The 21,221-nt window shown below is 37.7% G+C and carries 25 protein-coding genes, 1 pseudogene and 1 riboswitch; of the genes and pseudogenes, 19 read left to right on the top strand and 7 right to left on the bottom strand.

Annotated elements, in window-relative coordinates; all coding sequences use genetic code 11:
• Nucleotides 1-134 precede the first annotated feature (134 nt).
• The 10 genes and pseudogenes from aspA (at nucleotide 135) to N0O92_RS15945 (ending at nucleotide 8,690) form a co-directional block, all read left to right on the top strand.
• Nucleotides 135-1,553, top strand: a complete 1,419-nt coding sequence (aspA, locus tag N0O92_RS15990) for an aspartate ammonia-lyase (protein ID WP_315615668.1) — start codon at nucleotides 135-137, stop codon at nucleotides 1,551-1,553.
• Between the two features lie 366 nt (nucleotides 1,554-1,919).
• Nucleotides 1,920-3,038 carry a YqgU-like beta propeller domain-containing protein gene (locus N0O92_RS15985; protein ID WP_315615667.1) on the top strand — a complete coding sequence of 373 codons (1,119 nt, stop codon included), beginning with the start codon at nucleotides 1,920-1,922 and terminating at the stop codon, nucleotides 3,036-3,038.
• Between the two features lie 72 nt (nucleotides 3,039-3,110).
• A riboswitch (TPP riboswitch) is annotated at nucleotides 3,111-3,202 on the top strand.
• A 51-nt stretch (nucleotides 3,203-3,253) separates the two neighbouring features.
• Entirely contained in the window at nucleotides 3,254-3,883 is a 630-nt protein-coding gene (gene thiE / locus N0O92_RS15980) for a thiamine phosphate synthase (RefSeq protein ID WP_315615666.1), read from the top strand.
• 5 nt (nucleotides 3,884-3,888) lie between these two features.
• Nucleotides 3,889-4,086 (top strand): sulfur carrier protein ThiS, encoded by a 198-nt coding sequence (gene thiS, locus N0O92_RS15975; protein WP_315615665.1) that lies wholly within the window; start codon nucleotides 3,889-3,891, stop codon nucleotides 4,084-4,086.
• A gap of 1 nt (nucleotide 4,087) precedes the next feature.
• Nucleotides 4,088-4,867, top strand: a complete 780-nt coding sequence (locus N0O92_RS15970; RefSeq protein WP_315615664.1) for a thiazole synthase — start codon at nucleotides 4,088-4,090, stop codon at nucleotides 4,865-4,867.
• Nucleotides 4,868-4,888: 21 nt separating this feature from the next.
• Complete coding sequence (thiO, locus tag N0O92_RS15965; RefSeq protein WP_315615663.1) at nucleotides 4,889-5,998, top strand: glycine oxidase ThiO; 1,110 nt, start codon at nucleotides 4,889-4,891, stop codon at nucleotides 5,996-5,998.
• A 33-nt stretch (nucleotides 5,999-6,031) separates the two neighbouring features.
• A complete protein-coding gene (gene thiD / locus N0O92_RS15960; RefSeq protein WP_315615662.1) occupies nucleotides 6,032-6,835 on the top strand; it encodes a bifunctional hydroxymethylpyrimidine kinase/phosphomethylpyrimidine kinase in 804 nt (267 codons plus the stop codon).
• A 127-nt stretch (nucleotides 6,836-6,962) separates the two neighbouring features.
• Complete coding sequence (locus N0O92_RS15955) at nucleotides 6,963-7,562, top strand: hypothetical protein (RefSeq protein ID WP_315615661.1); 600 nt, start codon at nucleotides 6,963-6,965, stop codon at nucleotides 7,560-7,562.
• Nucleotides 7,563-7,586: 24 nt separating this feature from the next.
• Nucleotides 7,587-8,270: pseudogene (locus N0O92_RS15950) on the top strand (DUF1385 domain-containing protein); the annotation flags it as partial.
• A 75-nt stretch (nucleotides 8,271-8,345) separates the two neighbouring features.
• A complete protein-coding gene (locus N0O92_RS15945) occupies nucleotides 8,346-8,690 on the top strand; it encodes an MTH1187 family thiamine-binding protein (protein ID WP_315615742.1) in 345 nt (114 codons plus the stop codon).
• Nucleotides 8,691-8,753: 63 nt separating this feature from the next.
• On the opposite strand, the gene N0O92_RS15940 is transcribed toward N0O92_RS15945, so the two are convergent.
• From N0O92_RS15940 to N0O92_RS15930, 3 genes are read right to left on the bottom strand one after another with little or no spacing between them, the layout of a single operon-like run.
• Nucleotides 8,754-9,179 (bottom strand): GNAT family N-acetyltransferase, encoded by a 426-nt coding sequence (locus N0O92_RS15940; RefSeq protein WP_315615660.1) that lies wholly within the window; start codon nucleotides 9,177-9,179, stop codon nucleotides 8,754-8,756.
• Nucleotides 9,180-9,184: 5 nt separating this feature from the next.
• Nucleotides 9,185-9,700, bottom strand: a complete 516-nt coding sequence (locus tag N0O92_RS15935) for a YjcG family protein (protein WP_315615659.1) — start codon at nucleotides 9,698-9,700, stop codon at nucleotides 9,185-9,187.
• Nucleotides 9,701-9,729: 29 nt separating this feature from the next.
• Nucleotides 9,730-10,461 (bottom strand): esterase family protein, encoded by a 732-nt coding sequence (locus N0O92_RS15930; RefSeq protein WP_315615658.1) that lies wholly within the window; start codon nucleotides 10,459-10,461, stop codon nucleotides 9,730-9,732.
• Between the two features lie 201 nt (nucleotides 10,462-10,662).
• Between N0O92_RS15930 and N0O92_RS15925 the strand changes: the two genes are divergently transcribed.
• Nucleotides 10,663-10,848 (top strand): hypothetical protein, encoded by a 186-nt coding sequence (locus N0O92_RS15925; RefSeq protein WP_315615657.1) that lies wholly within the window; start codon nucleotides 10,663-10,665, stop codon nucleotides 10,846-10,848.
• Nucleotides 10,849-10,921: 73 nt separating this feature from the next.
• On the opposite strand, the gene msrB is transcribed toward N0O92_RS15925, so the two are convergent.
• From msrB to N0O92_RS15910, 3 genes are all read right to left on the bottom strand, one after another.
• Nucleotides 10,922-11,356, bottom strand: a complete 435-nt coding sequence (msrB, locus tag N0O92_RS15920) for a peptide-methionine (R)-S-oxide reductase MsrB (protein WP_315615656.1) — start codon at nucleotides 11,354-11,356, stop codon at nucleotides 10,922-10,924.
• Nucleotides 11,353-11,880 carry a peptide-methionine (S)-S-oxide reductase MsrA gene (gene msrA, locus N0O92_RS15915; RefSeq protein ID WP_315615655.1) on the bottom strand — a complete coding sequence of 176 codons (528 nt, stop codon included), beginning with the start codon at nucleotides 11,878-11,880 and terminating at the stop codon, nucleotides 11,353-11,355. The genes msrB and msrA overlap by 4 nt, the downstream gene beginning before the upstream one ends.
• Before the next feature lie 68 nt (nucleotides 11,881-11,948).
• Nucleotides 11,949-12,425 carry a hypothetical protein gene (locus tag N0O92_RS15910; protein ID WP_315615654.1) on the bottom strand — a complete coding sequence of 159 codons (477 nt, stop codon included), beginning with the start codon at nucleotides 12,423-12,425 and terminating at the stop codon, nucleotides 11,949-11,951.
• Nucleotides 12,426-12,705: 280 nt separating this feature from the next.
• Here N0O92_RS15910 and N0O92_RS15905 point away from each other — a divergent pair, with 280 nt between their 5' ends.
• From N0O92_RS15905 to N0O92_RS15880, 6 genes are all read left to right on the top strand, one after another.
• Complete coding sequence (locus tag N0O92_RS15905; protein ID WP_315615653.1) at nucleotides 12,706-14,454, top strand: BCCT family transporter; 1,749 nt, start codon at nucleotides 12,706-12,708, stop codon at nucleotides 14,452-14,454.
• Between the two features lie 199 nt (nucleotides 14,455-14,653).
• On the top strand, nucleotides 14,654-14,995 hold the full coding sequence (locus tag N0O92_RS15900) for a hypothetical protein (RefSeq protein ID WP_315615652.1): 342 nt from the start codon (nucleotides 14,654-14,656) through the stop codon (nucleotides 14,993-14,995).
• A gap of 264 nt (nucleotides 14,996-15,259) precedes the next feature.
• Nucleotides 15,260-15,637 (top strand): spore coat protein, encoded by a 378-nt coding sequence (locus N0O92_RS15895; RefSeq protein ID WP_315615651.1) that lies wholly within the window; start codon nucleotides 15,260-15,262, stop codon nucleotides 15,635-15,637.
• A gap of 152 nt (nucleotides 15,638-15,789) precedes the next feature.
• Nucleotides 15,790-16,251 (top strand): spore coat protein, encoded by a 462-nt coding sequence (locus N0O92_RS15890; RefSeq protein WP_315615650.1) that lies wholly within the window; start codon nucleotides 15,790-15,792, stop codon nucleotides 16,249-16,251.
• A gap of 145 nt (nucleotides 16,252-16,396) precedes the next feature.
• Complete coding sequence (locus N0O92_RS15885) at nucleotides 16,397-17,245, top strand: manganese catalase (RefSeq protein ID WP_315615649.1); 849 nt, start codon at nucleotides 16,397-16,399, stop codon at nucleotides 17,243-17,245.
• A 208-nt stretch (nucleotides 17,246-17,453) separates the two neighbouring features.
• Entirely contained in the window at nucleotides 17,454-19,268 is a 1,815-nt protein-coding gene (locus N0O92_RS15880; RefSeq protein WP_315615648.1) for a PAS domain-containing protein, read from the top strand.
• A gap of 22 nt (nucleotides 19,269-19,290) precedes the next feature.
• Here the strand turns inward: N0O92_RS15880 and N0O92_RS15875 are convergent, their stop codons facing one another.
• The gene (locus N0O92_RS15875; RefSeq protein ID WP_315615647.1) at nucleotides 19,291-19,659 is read right to left on the bottom strand and encodes a PilZ domain-containing protein; all 369 of its coding nucleotides are present in this window, start codon (nucleotides 19,657-19,659) and stop codon (nucleotides 19,291-19,293) included.
• A gap of 261 nt (nucleotides 19,660-19,920) precedes the next feature.
• On the opposite strand from N0O92_RS15875, the gene N0O92_RS15870 reads away from it, so the two are divergent.
• Together N0O92_RS15870 and N0O92_RS15865 are read left to right on the top strand one after the other, a co-directional pair.
• Entirely contained in the window at nucleotides 19,921-20,073 is a 153-nt protein-coding gene (locus N0O92_RS15870) for a hypothetical protein (protein ID WP_315615646.1), read from the top strand.
• 260 nt (nucleotides 20,074-20,333) lie between these two features.
• Nucleotides 20,334-21,134 carry a transporter substrate-binding domain-containing protein gene (locus N0O92_RS15865; protein ID WP_315615645.1) on the top strand — a complete coding sequence of 267 codons (801 nt, stop codon included), beginning with the start codon at nucleotides 20,334-20,336 and terminating at the stop codon, nucleotides 21,132-21,134.
• Nucleotides 21,135-21,221: the final 87 nt, after the last annotated feature.

Below are 21,221 nucleotides of genomic sequence, written 5' to 3'. Positions count from 1 at the left end.
TACTATTTCAGTGGTTTTTTTAGAGGATGTGTGTTACAAAAGTAAAGATAACATTCACATGCCAGTGCCAAGTACATAAAATGGACAAAGGATAATGTTATCTGATTTAAGCACCCAAAAGGAGAAAGATGTGGATGTCAGAATACCGGACAGAACGGGATTTACTCGGAGAAAAACAAGTACCAAAGGAAGCTTATTACGGAATTCAAACGATGCGTGCTCGAGAGAATTTTCCTATTACTGGATATCCGCCGCACCCGGAATTGGTCCGTGCTTTCGGCTATGTTAAAAAAGCAGCGGCCATGGCAAATCGTGATGTTGGGGTTCTTACAGTTAATATTGCCGACGCTATAATTGAAGCAGCAAATGATATTATACATGGGAAGTTTCAAGATCAGTTTATCGTTGACTCAATACAAGGTGGGGCCGGGACGTCGTTTAATATGAATGCAAACGAAGTAATTGCGAACCGAGCGATTGAGTTACTTGGGGGGAAGAAAGGAGAATACATGAGAGTTAGTCCTAACACTCATGTAAATATGGCTCAGTCTACCAATGACGCTTTTCCTACAGCGATTCATATAGCAGCTCTTCGTTTAGCTGATGGGTTAACAAAAGAACTTGAAGAATTAATTCAATCATTAAAGGAAAAAGAAGAAGAGTTTGATGATGTACTTAAAATGGGGCGAACTCATTTACAAGATGCGGTACCAATAAGAATGGGACAAGAATTTGGTGCGTATTGCCGAGTTCTTACTCGAGATCTCGGCCGAATTAAAAGGTCTACTGGGCATCTCTATGAAGTAAATATGGGAGCAACAGCAGTAGGAACAGGTTTGAATGCAAAGCCAGAATATATTAAGAAAGTGGCTACCTACTTAGCTGACATAACCGGTTATCCATTTAGAACAGCAGATGATTTGGTGGATGCGACACAAAATACAGACGCATATACGGAAGTTTCTAGTGCTTTGAAGATCATGGCGATTAATTTATCTAAAATGGCAAATGATTTACGTATTATGAGCTCGGGACCTAGGACAGGAATTAACGAAATCAATCTTCCACCGAGGCAACCTGGATCCTCTATTATGCCTGGAAAAGTGAACCCGGTTATGTGTGAAGTAATCAATCAAATCTCATTCCAAGTAATTGGTAATGACCATACTATTTCTCTTGCCTCTGAAGCAGGTCAACTAGAATTAAATGTGATGGAACCAGTGCTCGTCTTTAACTTGTTACAGTCCTTCTCTATTTTGCAGAATGGAATAAGCGTCTTTAGGAAATTTGCAATTGATGGAATTACAGCAAACGTAGAACATTGCAAGGAGATGGTTGAGCGTAGTGTTGGAATAGTAACGGCCATTAATCCGCATGTTGGCTACGAGGTTGCTTCAAGGGTTGCAAAAGAGGCAATTCAATCGAATCGACCTATTCGAGAAATCTGTCTTGAGAGAGGAATATTGTCAGAAGAGGAATTGAACGAGATTTTGGATCCTAAAGAAATGACAAATCCAGGAATTGCTGGATCCAGATTCATTGATGGAACATAATCATGATTTTTTATTTCACAAAATATAATTCTACGCTATAATAAAGGGATTTAATGAAGTAATGTAGACGACTGAAAAAGGTGAAACTCGAGGCCATTATTGAAGAAGAGTTACCTTTTATAGGGCCTAGATTAAGCAGCAAAGGATCCGCATGTTGCGCGCCTTCTATGAGAAAATCACTCGTAGAAGGCTTTTAGGTGTGTAACACCTCTCACATCAAGGTACTAAAAGCAAAGAATAGTTCTTTTCAGTGCCAGCGTCTTACTAAGATCATTTTTTTTATTGAAATGAAAAAATTGTGAAACGAGATGAAGTGGAAATACGTCTAATACTAGAGGAGAAATTTTGTAAAGGGGAGAGGGGAGAATGAAACGTATTTTATTATATATAGCAACTCTATTAATTGTTTCATCATGTACCCAAGCTCCCTTAGAGAGTAAGCCGTTGCCAAAAAGGTTCGAGGAGCAACCAATCAAGCGAGATGTTCCAAATGCATTCTTTACTGGTTCAACAATTGCCCCGATTCAAAATGAGGTAGCGATCACAGAGGTTGTTGGTTGGTTTGATGATAATAGAGTATTGTATTTGGTCGAACAGGAAGAACAATCAAATCTCTACCTGTATCATTTGCTTACCGGAGAGACAACTAGCTTTCTTGAAGTTGAGGGCTGGATCATGGATGTAAGGCCAAATGCAGATTATTCCTTATTCGCCTTCCAACATGTTACATTAGAAAACGAGACACATCTTGTCGTCATGAATGACAGAGGAGAAATTTTGCAAACGATAAAAGATTATGGTGAAGAATATGTTATTTATTGGAACCCGTATGATTTGGGTACATTCATTATGGTAGCGTACTTGCCAGATTGGGAATTCGACACTTATGTAGTCAATGTTGCTGATGCAAAAATAAAGGATATTTTTCTTGAACAGTCGTATATTCAATGGATTTCTGCTAATCAGGTAGGGTACTTGAAATGGGAAGAGCTTGAGCCTCATTTTCAGGCACCTTTATATGAAGTCAATGTAGACAGTGGGGACATGAAAAAATGGAAAGATGCTGTTATTGCCTATATGAGCTTTCCTGATGAACTTTCTCTTTCTGTAACAGTTGAAACAGTGTACGATTTATATTCGACCTATACCTTTTATAAGGAACAGGAACCATATCGACAAATTGAGATGCCTATCCTTAACACATATTCCGAACAGTGGTGGATTCCCTTTTATTCGTATGATGACAAACATGGAATCTTTTATTATTTACGTCCAAAGTATAGTAGTGATTTCTTTAGTTATACAGATGGATATGAACTCTTTGCTTACAATGTCGAAGCTGATGCTGAAGAGAGATTAACGACAGTTGAGAGGCAAGTTCCAATAAGTATATCTCCTGAAGGTTCCTTTTTATTAGTAGGAGAGCGATTAGGAAATGTCATTGATATAAAAGAAGGGACACTTGTTCCTCTTTTAGAAGAATAGGATTGATCCTACTTGTACTCTTGCTTTTTTTATTCTGTGTGTCATAATAAAAGTTATCAATCGTTATGTATGTTTAAAGACTAGGGGTGTCCGATATCGGGCTGAGAGAAACCCTTGTACCTGATCTGGATCACGCCAGCGTAGGGAAGTCGCCTGAGCCGTATTCCGTATGTTCGGATGCGGCTTTTTTGATTTATTGGAAAAGGTGGGTATTTATGAGAAATTTTAGGTTATATGCAATTACTGGAGAAGAATTTCATCAAGGTAGAGATGTAGTAGAAGTGATGGAAGAAGCAATCCTTGGTGGGGTTGATATTATTCAACTTCGAGATAAGACAAGTAGCAAAAGAGAAGTATTGAAAAAGGCAAGAGCGCTACGAGAATTAACGAAGAAGCATGATGTGCTGTTTATCGTTAATGATCATATTGATGTGGCTCTTGCTGTTGATGCGGATGGGATTCACGTAGGACAAGATGATTTGCCACTTGCAGATGTAAGAAAAATTATGGGACCAGAAAAAATTATTGGAATTTCCACTCATAAGATTGAAGAAGCCCGTGAGGCTGAGGCTGGTGGTGCAGATTATATTGGAGTAGGGCCAATCTTTCATACGAATAGCAAAGTCGATGTCGTTGATCCTGTTACTACCACATATATTCAGCAAGTCGTAAAAGAGATTACGATACCTTTTGTAGCCATTGGTGGAATTAAATTGCATAATGTCGATCAAGTATTAGACGCAGGTGCAACAAGGATCTGTATGATATCAGAAATTGTAGGAGCTGACGATATTACAGGGGTTTGTCAACAATTTACGCGTATCTTACAAAAGCAGGAGGTGTAATAAATATGAATTTAATTATTAACGGCGAAGAACATCAAGTTGAGGTGTCAACTCTAGAAGAAGTTATTTCCTATTTCGAGCTTGATCCACAACTAGTTGTAACAGAAGTTGATGGAAACATTATTGAACGATCAAACTGGTCTGTTACTGAATTAAAGGATGGCATGAAAATTGAATTAGTCCAATTTGTAGGAGGTGGATGAAGTGAAACAGAAAAAATTAACAATCGCAGGAAAAGAGTTATCTTCACGCTTTTTTATAGGAACGGGCAGGTATCCAAATCCGTTTGTTCAAAATGAAGCAATTAAAGCATCAGGAGCTGAAGTGTTAACATTTGCCATTAGGCGAGTCAATTTAGGTGCTCCAAATGAGGATGCCATTTTACAACATTTAGAAGGTATGTCTTTTACTTACCTGCCGAACACATCAGGAGCAAAAACAGCTGAAGAAGCCATTCGGATTGCAAGGCTTGCTAAGGCTTCAGGATTAAGTGATTGGATAAAAATTGAGATTAGTGTTGATGAGAAGACGTTACTTCCTGATCCAATAGAAACGTTAAAAGCTACAGAGGTCTTGGCAAAAGAAGGGTTCGTTGTTTTGCCGTATACATCGGATGATCCTGTGCTTTGTAAACGTCTAGAAGAAGCCGGAGCTGCAGCAGTCATGCCGGGAGGAGCTCCAATCGGAACAGGGCTAGGTATTTTAAATCCATATAATTTACAACTTATTACGGAGCAAGCCAATGTTCCCATTATTGTCGATGCGGGATTAGGGTCTGCGATGGATGTGGCACAAGCAATGGAATTAGGAGCCGATGGTGTGTTAATGAATACACCTGTTGCAAAGGCAAAGGATCCAGTGAAGATGGCTTCGGCGATGAAATATGCGATTGAAGCTGGTAGGCTTTCGTATGAAGCAGGCAGAATTCAGAAGAAAAAATATGCTACAGCTAGTAGTGGGCTAACTGAATTTGTTTCAAAGTAGTAGGTTAGTAGGGGGGAGAATATGCAAGAGAAGGTACTTATCTTAGGAGGAGGCGTCATAGGTCTTGCAACAGCCTTTGAGCTCAGTCGACGCAACTATGATGTGACAGTGTTAGAAAAAACAAGTTGTGGTGGACAAGCATCAGGAGCCGCAGCAGGGATGTTAGCTCCTTATTCAGAAATTGGTGAAGACCCCGATGACTTTTTTAAGCTTTGTTTAGACAGCCTTCGGATGTATAAAACGTGGCAAGCTGATGTGAAAGCAATATCAAAGTTAGATTTTGAATATACAGAAAGTGGTAGTCTGCATGCAGTTTATCATGATGCGGATGTCCTCGCTCTTGAAACAAGACAATCGTGGCAAAGTGAATGGGGGGCAGAAACCGAATTAATTTCTGGTGAGCGCCTCTGGGACATGGAGCCAACTTTATCCAAGGATATAAAAGCAGCGATGTATTATCCTGAGGAAAGTCATGTGTTTGCACCTGATTATGTTAAGGCTCTTGAAGCTGCATGTAGGCGTAACGGGGTAAAAATTCATGAGCACCTTGAAGCAGTAGAGGTGGTTGATTTTAAACAATCTATTACCGTTCGAGCGAAGGAAGGAAAGGAATTTACAGGGGAAAGACTTATTGTCTGTTCGGGAGCATGGTCGAATGAATTAGAAGATGTGTTTGGTATCCGAATTCCTGTTTATCCAATACGTGGCCAAATTTGCGCGTATGACGTTCCGGTAGATCAAGTAAAGCATATTGTTTATACAAGTCAAGGTTATCTAGTTCCAAAGGGGAATGGTACGTTGGTCAATGGAGCCTCTGAAGATATTGCAGGATTTAAGACGGATGTAACTGACAAAGGGATCCAACGTCTAACCAATTGGAATAAACAGGTGTTTCCTTTCTTGGCTGATATGAATCCATTTCATACATGGGCTGGTTTGCGTCCGGCAACACAGGACGGCTTTCCACTTATAGGCAAGCTGGAGGGAGCTTCGCAAGTTGTCTTTGCAACTGGACATTATCGCAATGGAATCTTACTTAGTCCGATTACAGCTGTGGCTGTTGCAGATTTGTTAGATGAAAAAGAAGCGTATGCACCGCTTGCCTCATGTAAGCCAGAACGTTTTATGTAAACCGTTTGTTTGACAACAAGAAAGGAGACTCAAATGGGTTTAGCAAAAACACTAACAATAGCCGGCTCAGATAGTGGTGGTGGAGCCGGAATACAAGCAGATATAAAGACGTTTCAAGAGTTACATACGTTTGGAATGAGTGTTATTACGGCTCTAACTGCTCAAAATACTCTTGGTGTACATGGTGTTTTTCCGCAGACACTAGAAGCCATTGAAGCACAGCTGGATGCTGTTTTGTCTGATATTGGTGCAGATGCAGTTAAGACGGGTATGCTTTTTTCTGCAGAAATTATTACACTTGTCGCTAATAAGTTGAAAGAGTATGAGGTGAAGCATGTTGTTGTGGATCCAGTTATGATCGCAAAAGGAGGCGCCTCGCTGCTTCAAGAAGAAGCCATAAATGCTCTTAGAGATCATTTGCTTCCTCTTTCAACTGTGATTACACCTAATTTACCTGAGGCTGCAAAGCTACTTGAACGAGATGAAATGAGAACCCTAGAGGAAATGAAACAAGCTGCTCTCGATCTGCATACACTTGGGCCTCGCTATGTCGTGTTAAAAGGTGGTCATTTAGAGGAAGGGCCAGCTGTTGATTTATTATATGATGGTGAGAACATACATGAATTAGAAGTTGAACGAATTCAAACGAAACATACACATGGAACAGGCTGCACATTTGCTGCTGCCATTGCAGCTGAATTAGCTAAAGGTGCTCCTATTAAAGAGGCAACAGAAACAGCGAAAGCGTTCATAACGGCTGCTATTTCTAATTCTTTAGAAATTGGGCGTGGGATTGGTCCAACCAACCATGCTGCTTATCGAACAAGCCTAAAATAAAAACCAAGCAGTCAACTGGATCATTCTAGTTGGCTGTTTATTATTATTTACTTGTTCGTTTACTCATTTGCATGTATCGTTTAGTATATGAGTAACAGATTATTGTGACTAGGAAGGAAGAAGAAACATGTTTCGTGGAAATAAACCAGTATTGATTCTCCCCGCTATTTTAGCCGTGATTATGATAATCGGAGGATATCAATTTTTGCAAGGTTCTGAAGCAATAACAAATGAAGAATTGCAAAATGTAATTGATTTTCAATTAGATACTAGAGAGACTGATCAAGGGATAGAAATTACGGCAAATTGGGACTGGACCGTTATGCCAGCAGAAGGATTATATGGAGAAGATTATATTGGGGTTGTCGTAATGGAGAAAAATACAATGACACCTCGTACAGATATTGTGGTAGAGCAAGGTCAGCTAGAATTATTGTATGCCGATCGTACCATTGAAGAAACAAAAGGTACAGTCGTTGAAAACGGAATTATTTTTCCTTTCTCAAACAAGCTTGTTGAGCATGAAAGTTATGGCAATGTTGGTCGACTGAAAGTAAACCTGGCAGGGGAGGATATCGAAGGGGAAGATGTGATATTGACCCTTATTCATACGTGGACCGACCACGCTCCACTTGAAAAAACAGATGCATCATTGTCGTCACCTACCTTTACAGGTGCAGCAAATGTTCCCCATTGGGGATTAAGAATTAGTAACCGAGCTGAGTAACTAGTATAGAAGGAAGGTCTGTGCATGAAAATAAGAGGACTGTCCTATCAAAAAGGTATTTTTTATATAGGGAAACAACATGTTGCATGCGCGTATCATGAGCGAGACCGACTAAAAAGTTGGATCAAGCCAATTAGTCCAGCTACATTTACTCTTATGATGAAACAAATTATCTGGTCTATGCCTTTGTGGTTTAAAGGCCTAACGATTCTATACGTTGGTTTAGTGTTTGTCCCAAAATTATTGAGTATTTGGTATCCTTTTGTTTGGAATGGACTGCCCTATTACTTCTTATTCTATTATATGTTTGGGACTCATTTTATCTTTCCAAGGCAGTTAAGGAAATACCATGGAGCTGAACACAAAGTTTTTAGTGATAAAGGAGTGATTAGAAGAACTCGATTGTTGCAAATTGGAAAAGCAAGTATTACAAACAGAAATTGTTCAACGAATGTTGTTGTTATTTATTTTCTTAGTGTTGTCATGTTATTTATTCTGTTTCTTGTCCTAACTGGGAGAGTTGCTTTCTCTCTAGAGGTAGCATCGTACAGTAGTTTGTTGGTCATTCCAATAATTCAAAAGGCAATGGAGATAAAAGGATTTGGAATGGTAAAAAAGGTCATATTAACGGTATCTTATTGGTTGCAAACCAATGTAACAACACTAGAGCCGGATCGTGCGCATATGATTGCATCAATCGAGTCCTATCGCAAATTAGCTGCAGAAGAATTTCCAGACAGACTGAAAGTGAAGCGTCCGAAAAAGAAGAAGGAGGAAAAACATATGGCAATTGTAGATGTAACAGTGATTCCAATCGGTACAGAAACTCCGAGCGTAAGCAAGTATGTAGCGGAAATTCAAGAGGTGTTACAGTCTTTTGAAGGTAGAATCACCTATCAGTTAACCCCAATGAGTACTTTAATTGAAGGAGAACTACCAGTTTTATTTGAAGTGATACAAGCCATTCACGAAGTTCCTTTCAAACATGGAGTAAAGCGAGTAGCAACAAATATTCGTATTGATGATCGTCGTGATAAAGTATCGTCTATGGAAGGGAAACTTGAAGCTGTACAAGCGCATCTGAGTGAGAGCCAAATAGAAGAAGAACCAGCTCATCATAAACAATAATAAGACAGAAAAGGCGGTATCCCAAAAAGGTGAAAATGACCTTAGGGATACCGCCTTTATTTATTAACGTAACGTTTTAATCATGGTTACATGAGGAATTCCAGCATCTAAAAATTCTCCAGAAACCGTTTCATAACCTAATTTACGGTAAAACTCCTGTGCTTGTATTTGAGCATTGAGTTTTGTTTTTTCTACGCCTTCTCTATGAGCTGTTTCTTCAATAACTTTCATCAATTCACGCCCAGCACCTGTCCCACGTGCTTCTTTTGCAATACAAATGCGTTCGACTTTGCCATACCCATCGACGAATCGAAGGCGTCCAGCTCCAATGGTTTTTTCTGATTGATGAATGACAAAATGGATGGCTTCATCTTCATATTGATCAATTTCTTCTTCAATGGGGACATTCTGCTCATCGACAAATACTTCTGTCCGTATTTTATATGCTTCTTCTAGTTGATTTTTTGTTTTAACCTTTACAGCTTTCATGAAAATTAAACGTCCTTTCCAAGATGGAATGTTTCATAGACAGTCCATGACCCATTTTCTAGTTGATAGAGTAGTTGCATTCGATTAATCGTTTCTTGATGTTCGATCGATTTCATTTTAAGTTGTCCAACAATGTCAGAGTGTTCTTGACTTGACAAATCTTGCCCAATTGTTAGATGAGGAATAAACCCGTATTTTTCATTTGCTTCAAAAGGCTTCTCGTGTAGAGATTGATATAAATTCGTTAATGATTGATGTTCACGTATTTTAAAGAAAATCGTATTAGATTGAGGATAAAAGGTATCAGCTTTATAAATGTCAATAAAAGCTGGGTCTGCCTGTGCTGCAATTTTCTTTAGTGTTTCAACTATGTCTGGTAGTTCTTCTTCAGGAACCTCAAATGTTTCCTTTAGTGTGATATGAGGTGGAATTAAAGAATAATGAGAATCATATCGCATCCGATATGAATTCGCATGATCTTGAAGCTCTTTGGATGGAAATAACGCAATTCCATATTTCATAACAATGATCCTCCTTTACGATTGTCCTATTATGATAATAACGTGGTTAACCCTCTTGGTAAATCTTTTTGCCAATATGTCCATGTGTGATCGCCATCGAATTCATCATAAGTATAGGCAAATGGCTTCTCTTTTAACAATGCATGTAATTGTCTATTAGGGGTAAGGAAATCTAGAATTTGTCCGTCGGTCGTTTTTACTTCTGTTTCTTTTATTCCAATAACGTGATAAATAGAGAGTAGATCCGCTTTCGCGTATTTTGTTACGCTCTCTAAGACCGTTTCATTCACATAAGGGGAATGCATCATTACCTGGCCAAATAAAGCAGGGTAGTGTAAAGCTGTTAAAAGTGAGACCGTACCGGCAAGCGAATCTCCGGCTAGTGTTCTTGAAGAAGCAAGTTGATGAGTTGGGTATTCTCTATCAATAAATGGCATTAGTTCATTTGCTAAAAAACGGATATAGTTTTGGCATTTTTCACCGTTAGGATGGTAGCGTTTTCGCCTTTCTGTTACAGATGGATACGGGATACCGACAATAATGGTTTCTTCTATTTCCCCTTCCTCTATTAAATGCTCTATTTGTCGTGGAATTCGGCCAAGCTGAAAGTAATCATTCCCATCTTGACAAATAAGGACATCATATGATCGCAATGGTGTGAAATTAGGTGGCGTATAGATTAATAATGAAACATCTTCTCGTAATTCTTCACTTTTTAGGCTTTTTTCTGTAATTGTGCCTTCTAGCGCTCGTCTGTTCAATTGTATTCCCCTTTCTTATAGAAACTCCTCATTTTATTTTACCTAATGATAGGTAAGAATGCTATGTAAAGGAAAATAATATACTGATGGTATGGAAGTAGGAGTTGCATTCTTACATTTGTAATGAATAAAGGTAGAACAAATTGTGGTATTCGCTAATATTTTGTACTATAGAGAAAAGGATGAAAGGTATGAGAGAAGATGGCCAAAATTCCGAGGTGGATCTATTATAAACAAGTGTTCCGCTCTAAATTTCAAGCAGGGTGTGTGAAGGCTAAGATAGAGGACAATTGGATGAACGGGTATGAAATCGGCCCGCTTGTTGAGATAAAAAAGCTTAGAACCGATAAGTATGTCGTGAGATACACATACGATGAAACGGTTTAAATAATAAAAAAAAAGAAACCTGGAACATACTCTGTGATTCCAGGTTTTTGATTTCAATTAACTATTCTAATTACTAATCAAAGAGCTTTTGGTACGAGCCATAGCCTTCTTTTTCTAACTCACTTTTTGGGATAAACTTAAGTGATGCAGAGTTGATGCAGTAACGTAATCCATTAGGACCAGGACCATCATTAAAAACGTGCCCAAGGTGAGAATCTGCTTCTTTGCTACGTACCTCTGTACGAATCATCCCATGACTATAATCTTCTTTTTCAATTACTTCTTCTTCAACAATTGGTTTTGTGAAACTAGGCCACCCACATCCTGCATCATATTTGTCTAAAGAACTAAAAAGTGGTTTTCCAGAAATAATATCAACGTAGATGCCGTCATCTTCTTTCGAATAATACTCATTTTGAAAAGGGGGTTCTGTCCCATTTTCTTGAGTTACTGCATATTGAATCGATGTTAACCTTTTTTTTAACTGTTCCTTTGATTCTTTGCTCATTCTTTTTCCCCCCAATGTGTTTGAATAAAAGCTTCTCTTCCTGAACCTTTTCGGTATCTCATATAATGAAGTGGGTTTTTCTTGTAATAATTTTGGTGGTATTCTTCCGCTGGATAGAATTCCTTTGCTGGTAAGATTTGTGTCGCAATCGTTCTAGGGAATTTTCCTACTTCTGATAAAGATTTTTTAGACGCTTCAGCGAGTTTTCTTTGCTCTTCTGTATGGTAGAAAATGGCTGTACGGTAGGAATCCCCACGGTCAAAAAACTGACCTCCTTCGTCGGTCGGATCAATCTGTTTCCAAAAAATAGATAGTAAAGTCTCGTATGTAAAGATGTTTGGATCGAATGTGATTTGGACGGCTTCATAGTGCCCCGTAGTTTCAGAACAAACTTCTTCATATGTTGGGTTCTTCGTATGTCCCCCTGTGTATCCTGAAACAACGGAGTCTATCCCTTCATATTGATCAAATGGTTTTACCATACACCAAAAACAACCACCAGCAAATGTCGCTTTTTCCTTCAAAACAATCCCTCCTTCTTCGTCAGATTTCATTATATCAAGGAATAATTGTAAATTGAAATTAATATAGCTTATGTTTGGGGAGTTGCTTTTATCGTCCGGAGAACAATCGCTCTAATAATTAAACCAATGAGGTATCCACTTAAATGAAAAAGGATCGGGAGCCAAATAACACCAAAGATCCGACCGGATATTTCAAATGATGATGAAAAGACGACACCAATTGTACCGCAATAAGCAGAAACAACAAAAGGAATGAATGCATAACGAACATGCTCACCACCAGCATCCCGATATGCATCATACATGGAGAATAAATACAAACAAGGATAAAACATAATCCATTGATAATTAACGGTAGCATTAGCTGTTTCACCTAAACCATGAAAACTTGGAATAATGGCTAAATTTAATCTTGCTTGTACATTCACTATGAACTCTAATAAAACAAATAAGAATCCTTTTGCATACTTTTTATTTAAAAATTGACCAAATCCTGGAAAGGCGATACTCCAAAAGATGATCTCAGCTCGTTTTTCTCTACCCATTTTTAAACGACCTTTCTACCGTAATATCCGACATTGTCTTTCCTAAAAGTTGTTGTTAAGCAAATCTGGAAGATAAATGTCAATATGCAATCGTGTCATTAGTTTGTCTGATAAAGAGTATTCTACACTCTCAACCCCTTTACAATTATTGGATTGGTGTGTTAGTGTGAAGAATATTTTACGTGAAGGTAACAAACGGTATGATAGAGGTTTCAAATCTAAGGAATAATGGGTAAGAGCAATTGTTAAGGTCTATTCCTGATTTGATAAGGAGGTTTATATGGAACAAGGTAAGGAAACAAAACAACTCGGTAGTGTTCTTATTATTTCAGCCATAATTGTTGGGCTTTTTGTACTTTGGGGAGCATTTTCACCAGGGTCTTTAGATGCGGCAGCAGGACAAGGGCTTGGCTGGATGCTAGATAACTTTGGTTGGTTTTACATGCTATCAACTGCTTTTTTTGTCTTATTTGTCATCGTTCTAGCACTTAGTCCATTTGGACAAATTCGTTTAGGTAAGCCCGATGAGCGGCCTGAGTATTCTTGGTATTCTTGGATAGGAATGCTTTTTGCTGCAGGGATTGGGGTAGGATTTGTTTTTTGGGGAGTTGCAGAACCTGTACTTTATTATTTTGATACCCCAACAGGTTTTACTCCTGAAACACCTGAAGCAGCAGTGGCTGGACTTCGTTACGCTGTGTTTCATTGGGCATTACATCCGTGGGCCATCTTTTCGATTGTTGGCTTAACGTTAGCCTATGTCCAATTTCGTAAGGATCGACCTGCTTTAATTAGCTCGGCCTTTTATCCGTTACTTGGAGATAGAGTGCACGGATGGCTTGGAAAGTCGATTGATATTTTAGCTGTCATTGCCACTTGTACAGGTGTTGCAACGACGTTTGGTCTAAGCGCATTGCAAATTACCGGAGGCCTTTCGTACATTTCTCCCATTCCCAATACAGTAGCTACGCAAGTTATTATTATTGCCATTGTTACGTTTCTTTTTATGTTTTCTGCAGCTAAAGGTGTTGACAAAGGGATTAAACGACTAAGTAATATTAACTTAGCAGTTGCTGGGGTCCTATTACTATTTGTTATCATTGTTGGTCCAACATTGTTTATAGCAGAGAGCTTCGTGACAACCCTTGGTGGGTATATTACAAATGTAGCTTCAATGAGCTTGACGATGACCCCTTTTATTGAGAGTGCTTGGCTAGGGACCAATACAATTTTCTTTTGGGCCTGGCATATTGCTTGGGCACCTTTTATGGGTATTTTTATAGCAAGAATTTCGCGAGGGCGAACGATAAGAGAGTTCATGACAGGTGTATTAGTTGTACCTTCCATATTGGCCGTTGTTTGGTTTACGACATTTGGTGGAACAGCATTAAATTTAGAGATTGCTGGGGCAGCTCCGATCGGTGATTTAGTCATGAATAACGTTGAGCTTGCTTTATTTGCAACTCTAGGAGAATTGCCTTTAAGTGCGATTACTAGTTTTATTGCTGTTATTCTCATTCTAATTTTTTTCATAACGTCTGCTGATTCAGCTTCTTATGTGTTAGGGGCGATGACATCAAATGGGAGTCTGAACCCAAGCTTGTTTTCAAAAATGCTTTGGGGAGTTTTAATTGCAGGAACAGCATCCGTTCTGTTAATTAGTGGTGACGGTGGATTAGGAGCGTTGCAAACAGCTTCTATTATTGCGGCTCTTCCATTTGCAATTATTATGACCATCATGATTGTATCTATATTAATTATGCTTGGTAAAGATTACAAGCTAGAAGGGAAAAAACGTCGTAGAAAAAATCGGAAAGAAATCAAAGAAGAAATTCGTGATGAAATGTATGAAGACATAAAGGAAGAAGTCATAGAGGAAATGAAAGAAGAGATGAAAGTAGAAATGATCGAGGAAATGAAAGAGGAAATGATCGACGAAATGAAAGAAGAAATGATTGAGGAAATGAAAGAGGAAATTAAGGAAGGTCTCATTGAAGAGTTAGAAGTGGACCAAGATAAGAACAAGTAATCATATAATATGGGTGTATAAAAGGGGGGATTCCTTTTATGCACTTTTTTTAGTTGTATAACCAATCTTGTCGATCGTCAAGCTATAGTAATCTTTTGGGAAAGAGGCAAATCCGCAACTGTCTAACACATCGTCTCCGCTTGTATCATATTCTAATAATGCCATGCGGCTACAATGTAAGGAAGAGAGGAGTATTAAAATGGAAAATTATCAGCAAGAGCTTATGGACATTATGGTTAAAAAAGTTTTAAGTAAGCATAATGCAAAGCCTGTCTCAGACTTAACAGATGATGAAAAAGAAAAAGTGAAAAGAGTTGTCGGGGAAATTCAATCAGAAGTAGAAAAGTTCCTAGAAAATCAAAATAAAAATTTAAGTGAAGCGGATTTTAAGCAATATAACGAGCCACAAAGTTCAGAAGAAGCTTCACCACAACCTTCACCACAAACCAATCCAGTGATTGAAGAATCATTAAAGAAAATCATGAAAAGTAATAATGATTTAACTCAAGTAAAGACGTTTATAAATAGAAATCAAGAGTAAGAAGAAAAGGAAAGTTCAATGTTCTTCATTGAGCTTTCCTTTTTCTATTCGCTTGTTCGTAAGTTTATTATGAAGTAGTTTTTCCTAATAGTGAAATGGAACGAACATGAGGAGAACACGTATCCCATAAAACACCAAAGTATGCGAAATTAGTCTTTCTATTTTATTGAGGATGAAAAATAGGCGTAGACATTGGGACAAATAACCAATCAATATACAGGCGAAAACAATACTGTAAATTAGAAACGGAAAGGAGGAATTGAAATGAGTCAAGAGGTAAACCAAAATGCGGAACAAATAGATAAAACATTCCAACAATCCGAGGAGTATATATTAATAAGTGATTCTGCTGATGTAACGGTAAGTTCAACTGATACGAAAGCAGCGGTATCCCTACAAGCATCCTTACAAGCTGCGATTGCTTTAATTGTAAGCATTTCAGTTGCAAGTAGTGACGATGCTCAAAGTATTACGCAAGAATTGATTCAAAGCACAAAAACAAAGCAAATGACGTTCCAAAAAACAGTCATTGAAAATTCCAAAAATGTAAATGTTACAACAACAGATACACAAATTGGGGTAAATATTCAATTACTATTACAAATTCTATTAGCGCTACTTGTTAATCTAGAAGTTCTTTAACACAAAAAGAGGGTGACTTTATGGGAAAGCCATAACAGTCACCCTCTTTTTAAAAAGAAATGACAAATTAGACGTATTAACCGAGGCAAATGACCAAGCAAAATCCGCTAAAAGACATAGTGTAAATTAGAAAAGGAAAGGAGGAATTGAAAATGAATCAAGATGTGTATTATTCAACAAAACAAGAAGATACAAAAAGGTGGTCTGCGCTTGACTCGTCAGCTTGTCACCCGATGGATGACGACACTGTAACACAAAGTGCTGGTCAAGTAGATAAAACATTCCAACAGTCTGAGGAGTATATTATCATCAAGGACTCTTGTGATGTAAATGTAAGCTCAACGGATACAAAAGCAGCTGTATCATTGCAAGCATCATTACAAGCTGCAATTGCATTGGTTGTTAGCATCTCAATTGCGAGCAGTGAGCAAGCTGAACAAATCACACAAGAATTATTACAGAGCACAAAAACAAAGCAATTAACATTCCAGAAGACTGTTATTGAAAATTCAAGAAACGTTGATGTAACAACAACAGATACGCAAATTGGTGTGAATATCCAATTATTGCTACAAATTCTCCTAGCGTTACTTGTTAACTTAGATGTGCTTTAAAATACGTTTTCAGTTTTCTATTGGGCAGGGGGACTCCCTGCCTTTTTTATATTTATTGAAAAAATGGATAATTAGGAACGATTACCTCTAGACGGGAATACAGTAAAGAGTACCTATCCAAGTAAGATAGCAAGGAGATGACAATATGTTTTATCATGTAGACCAATTGCAATACAATGCGAAACCAGCGAGACCTGATGCTGTTTATGCTAAGAAATTGCAAGAGGTATTAGGTGGACAATTTGGAGAGATCTCGGTAGCGCTTCAATATATGTTTCAAGGTTGGAGTTTTCGTGGGGAAGAAAAATATCGTGATCTTCTGTTAGCTACAGGTACAGAAGAAATGGCCCATGTTGAAATGTTAGCAACAATGATTGCACGACTTTTAGATAATGCACCTGTAGGCGATCAGGAAGCGGCGGCGAAAGATCCTGTTATTGGTGCAGTATTAGGCGGAATGAATCCACAACATGCCATTGTAAGTGGTTTGGGAGCCATGCCAGTAGATAGTGTTGGAAATCCTTGGACAGCAGCATATATAAATGCTAGTGGAAATTTATTGGCTGATTTTAGGATGAACTTAACATATGAATCACAAGGACGCTTACAAGCAGTGAGGCTGTATGAAATGACGACAGACCCTGGTGTAAAAGATATGCTATCCTTTTTAATTGCTCGTGATACGATGCATCAAAACCAATGGTATGCAGCCATTTGTGAGTTAGAAGAAAAAGAAAATATTGTTGTACCAAGTACATTCCCACGAGCTCTAGAAAAGCAAGAAGTTGCATACGATTATTATGATTTATCTGGTGGAACAGCTAGCAAAGCTGGACGTTGGGCATCTGGTCCAAGTATGGATGGATTGGGAGAATTTAAATACTATCACAATCCAAAACCTTTTGGAAAAATACCCAAATTAAGACCAGCACCACCTTATGTGCACAATACAATGTTGCCATCAGATCCTCACTTCCCACCTCATATGGGATAACGACCTTTCTAGACAAGAGCTATCTCAGAAACTTACATGGGATAGCCTTCCTCTATATAGTTAGACTCAGAAAATCGTCACTCATCTAGTATTTTTGTACTGAATCTTATAAAAGTACAGCGAAAAACATGGAAATAAGGAGGATTTAGGCGGAGAACGACGAATTTTATCGAGGTGTCTAGTTTTGCCTAAGTTAGGAGTAGAGAGAATGAATGATTCAATTGTTTCTTCATGTTTAGAAGCGTCTTTATTGGGACAGGCCATAGTAAATGACAATGGAGAATTCCTCTTTGTTAATACAGCGTTTTGTGAGCAGTTTGGTTATGCGAAAGAGGAAGTACTCTTACTAAGTATAGAATCTTTTTTTATATACGAAGAACATGATCGCTCAAGACAAAAAGACCCTCTACTCAAAAGAGGAAGAGAGAAGGAGCAATTTGAGAAACTCATCTTGCATGGAAAAGGGTATCTTCAGAAAACTCTCCTGACGGTAACAGACGTTTCTAAAAAGGAGCAGACGTGTTTTCATATCCAACTAGATCAATTAATGAATGTAGGCGGCCTAGAAGGAGAGCGCTCTTTGCTTGAAGCTAGTATCAGAAACCGCGATGAAGTACGATTGCCCAAGAAGATATTAGACGGAATTACGGATGCTATTATAACGATTAGACTTGATGGACAATTTCTTTATGTTAATGATGAAGCGGAACGGATGCTATCTATGACATGGGAACAATTGCAGTATTGTGATTTTTGGGCATGTTTAAAAGAAACAAAGAATGAAACGTTAACAAAGAAATTTTATCAATTACTTGTAGGTGAAGAGTATGCTCAAGTTGAATATTTTCATGACTTAAGTGAGCAATGGTTTGATGTTAGAGCGTACCGTTCGGATGAACAAGTAACCATGTATTTTATTAATATAACAGAGCGAAGGCAGATGGAAAAAGAGCTCAGAATAAAAGAAGAAAATTACCGTAGCTTGGTAGAAAATACTCCGGAAACCATTATGGTCCATGATGGAATGAAAATTGTTTATTTAAATCCGGCAGGAAAAGCTCTTTTTGGATTTTCTCAACCACAGAAATTAATTGGGTTAAAGTTACAAGGTATTTTATCTAGTCACGATATTGCACGGGCTAGGGAAGATGCCAGACAGCTTTTATCCGGTAAGATATCGGTCTCAAATGCGATTTATCAAATTATGTTACAACATGGAAAAGCTTTAGAAGTAGAAGCAACAACAACGGTTATTCGCTTTCGAGGGAAGCCGGCGTTTCGGACCATTCTAAAAGATGTTTCAGAAAGAAAGAAAGTGGATGACCTTATTAGAAAATCTGATAAGTTAGCGGTTGTTGCTCAATTGGCTGCTGGGGTAGCGCATGAAATAAGAAACCCCTTAACGACTGTAAAAGGATTTTTACAATTGTTTCAAAAGGAACAAAAGTATAATCCATTTTATTTGAATTTGGTTATGGAAGAGTTGGATCGTGTCGAGTCGATTATTTATGAGTATCTTACGTTAGCGAAACCTAATTTTGATAATCAATTTAAAAAGTTAGAAATTGTCAACTTAATGAACCAAATTTTAACGTTAACGAAAACACAATCTAATATGAACAACGTCACGTTAGAGTTTGAATATGAAGAAGTCCCTATGATTACTGGGCTAGAAAAACAATTGAAACAAGTATTTATTAATTTAATACGTAATTCAATAGAGGCAATGAATGAAAATGGAACGATTACAATTCGAGTTTTAAATCATCCCGATCAACAAATATGTATCCAAGTGGAAGATAATGGATGCGGGATTTCTAAAGAGAGAATTGAACGTTTAGGTGAGCCTTTCTATTCAACAAAAGAAAAGGGTACCGGATTAGGGTTGATGGTTTGCTATAAAATCATTGAACACCATAACGGGGTGTTTAATATTTATAGCGAGGAAGGAATTGGAACGAAAATCGAGATTATTTTACCTGCTTTGTTAGAAGGTAAAAAAAACGAAGTGCTACTATCATAGCACTTCGTTTTTTTGATAAAATTCATTCTTTATTTTCTCGAACAAACTTTTTTATTTCATCTAAAAGGTATGTTCTCTCTTGCTCATTACTTGTAAACTCAATCCCATATTCAAAGGAATGGGCTAATGTTTTTTTCCAAACGATTGTCCCTATAAGAATGACATTATTTGAATTAAGCTTAAAGTCTATTTCCATTGAAGTATGTGCCAGTTTAGGATCTGGTAAGGAAAGTGTTGAATTTCCTCTTAAACCACCGCGACTTATGTCTAATATTTTTAATTGTCCTTCAGAGCTAGATACTTCTTTATTCGCTAATTTTATTAATTTAAACTTCCCGATAATAGGTTGTTTAAAAGCATAACGAAAAGCTTCTTTGCGTCGATAGGGCATGATACTCGCTCTCTTTCTTTTTGATCTTTAGATACCTTTTAGTATAGCGAATATAGAACATGAATACACGATTTTTCTGTAGAATATATACAACCTATTGAAATCTAAAAAAGTAGCTAGTATGTTGGGACATTATCAAACAAGTTTGTGAAAATTTGTAAAAAAAGGAAGGAGGCTTCTAACGTCTGTAGTAGTTTAGTAAGATTAGTACAGTTGGAAGCGCATCATAATTCCAACTCAACGACAAAGGAGGAATTTGCGATGAGCAAGAAACTACTTTATACGGTATTAGCAGGAGCACTTTCTATTAGTGTATTAGCAGCATGTGGAGAGCCAGTGGATGAGAATGCACCAGTGGATGATCCAGCGACAATTGACGAACCTGTTGAAGATGATGAGGCAGATGCAGAATAATACTTAACATGTGAAACGTAGAAGAGTGGCCAAAGTCTGGTCGCTCTTCTTTTTTTTGAAAAAGTCAAACAAGTAAACCAAAATAAATCTTTAAATCACTGATAAGTTTTCTGCCGTAACAATTGAAAATGAAATAATTTTCTGTCAATAATAATGTGACTAAAATTGTGAAAAAAATATTTTCATCACTCAAACTATGTGTTAATATGCATTTACAAGAATAAATATTATATTAAAAAAGAATACAGGGGGTTTTTACGATGAAGAAAAGTTTATGGATGGTAGGAGTGTCCGCCATTTTATCTGTTGGAATATTAGCTGGTTGTGGTGGCGATGATGCGGATCAATTAGTGAGTTTTGAGATTCCAAGTGAAGGAGAGCTTGGGTCTGCTATTGCTTTTCCAAAAGGAAGCGAGCTTGTTGAACCGTTTAATGAATCGTTAAATGGATTAGTTGACAGTGGAAAATTGGATGAACTCGTATTAAAATGGTTTGATGCAGATGAAGCAGGGACGGATGAAGCAGCGGATGAAACAGAGCCGGTCGATGCAGAGACGACTTTAATTATGGGAACATCAGCTGATTATCCTCCGTACGAATCTGTGGATCTTGCTACAGGAGAAATTATCGGCTTTGACATTGATATTGCTAGACATATCACTCAGGAACTTGGCTATGAATTACAAATTGAAGATATGGATTTTAATGCATTAATTCCTGCAATGGAATCAGGTCGTGTTGATTTTGTTTTAGCTGGTATGACGCCTACAGAAGAACGCCAAGAAAATGTTGATTTCTCTGATATTTATTATGAAGCAACAAATCTTATTGTTTCAAAAGAAAGTTCTAATTTAACATCTCTTGAAGATCTAGAAGGATTAAAAGTTGGGGTACAATTAGGTTCTATTCAAGAAGAAGAAGCAGATGAACTTGCTGAAGAGTATGGATTTGAAGTGGTTAAATTAAATCGTATTCCTGAAATTATGCAAGAATTAATGGCTGGACGTATTGATGCTATACTAATGGAAGATACTGTTGCTGAAGGACATTTGGCGCAATAATAGAAAAAACGTTTCGACATACCCGCGCGCAATTTTTGCCGCGGGATGTGTTGTGTTGGAAAAAGAATGTTTATAGGAAGGATAATT

Origin of the sequence: Alkalihalobacillus sp. MEB130 (assembly GCF_032335535.1) — a bacterium.
GTDB lineage: Bacteria > Bacillota > Bacilli > Bacillales > Bacillaceae_D > Halalkalibacter.
Note: the sequence above shows the minus strand (reverse complement) of the source record. Positions and strands in the feature narration are given on the sequence as shown.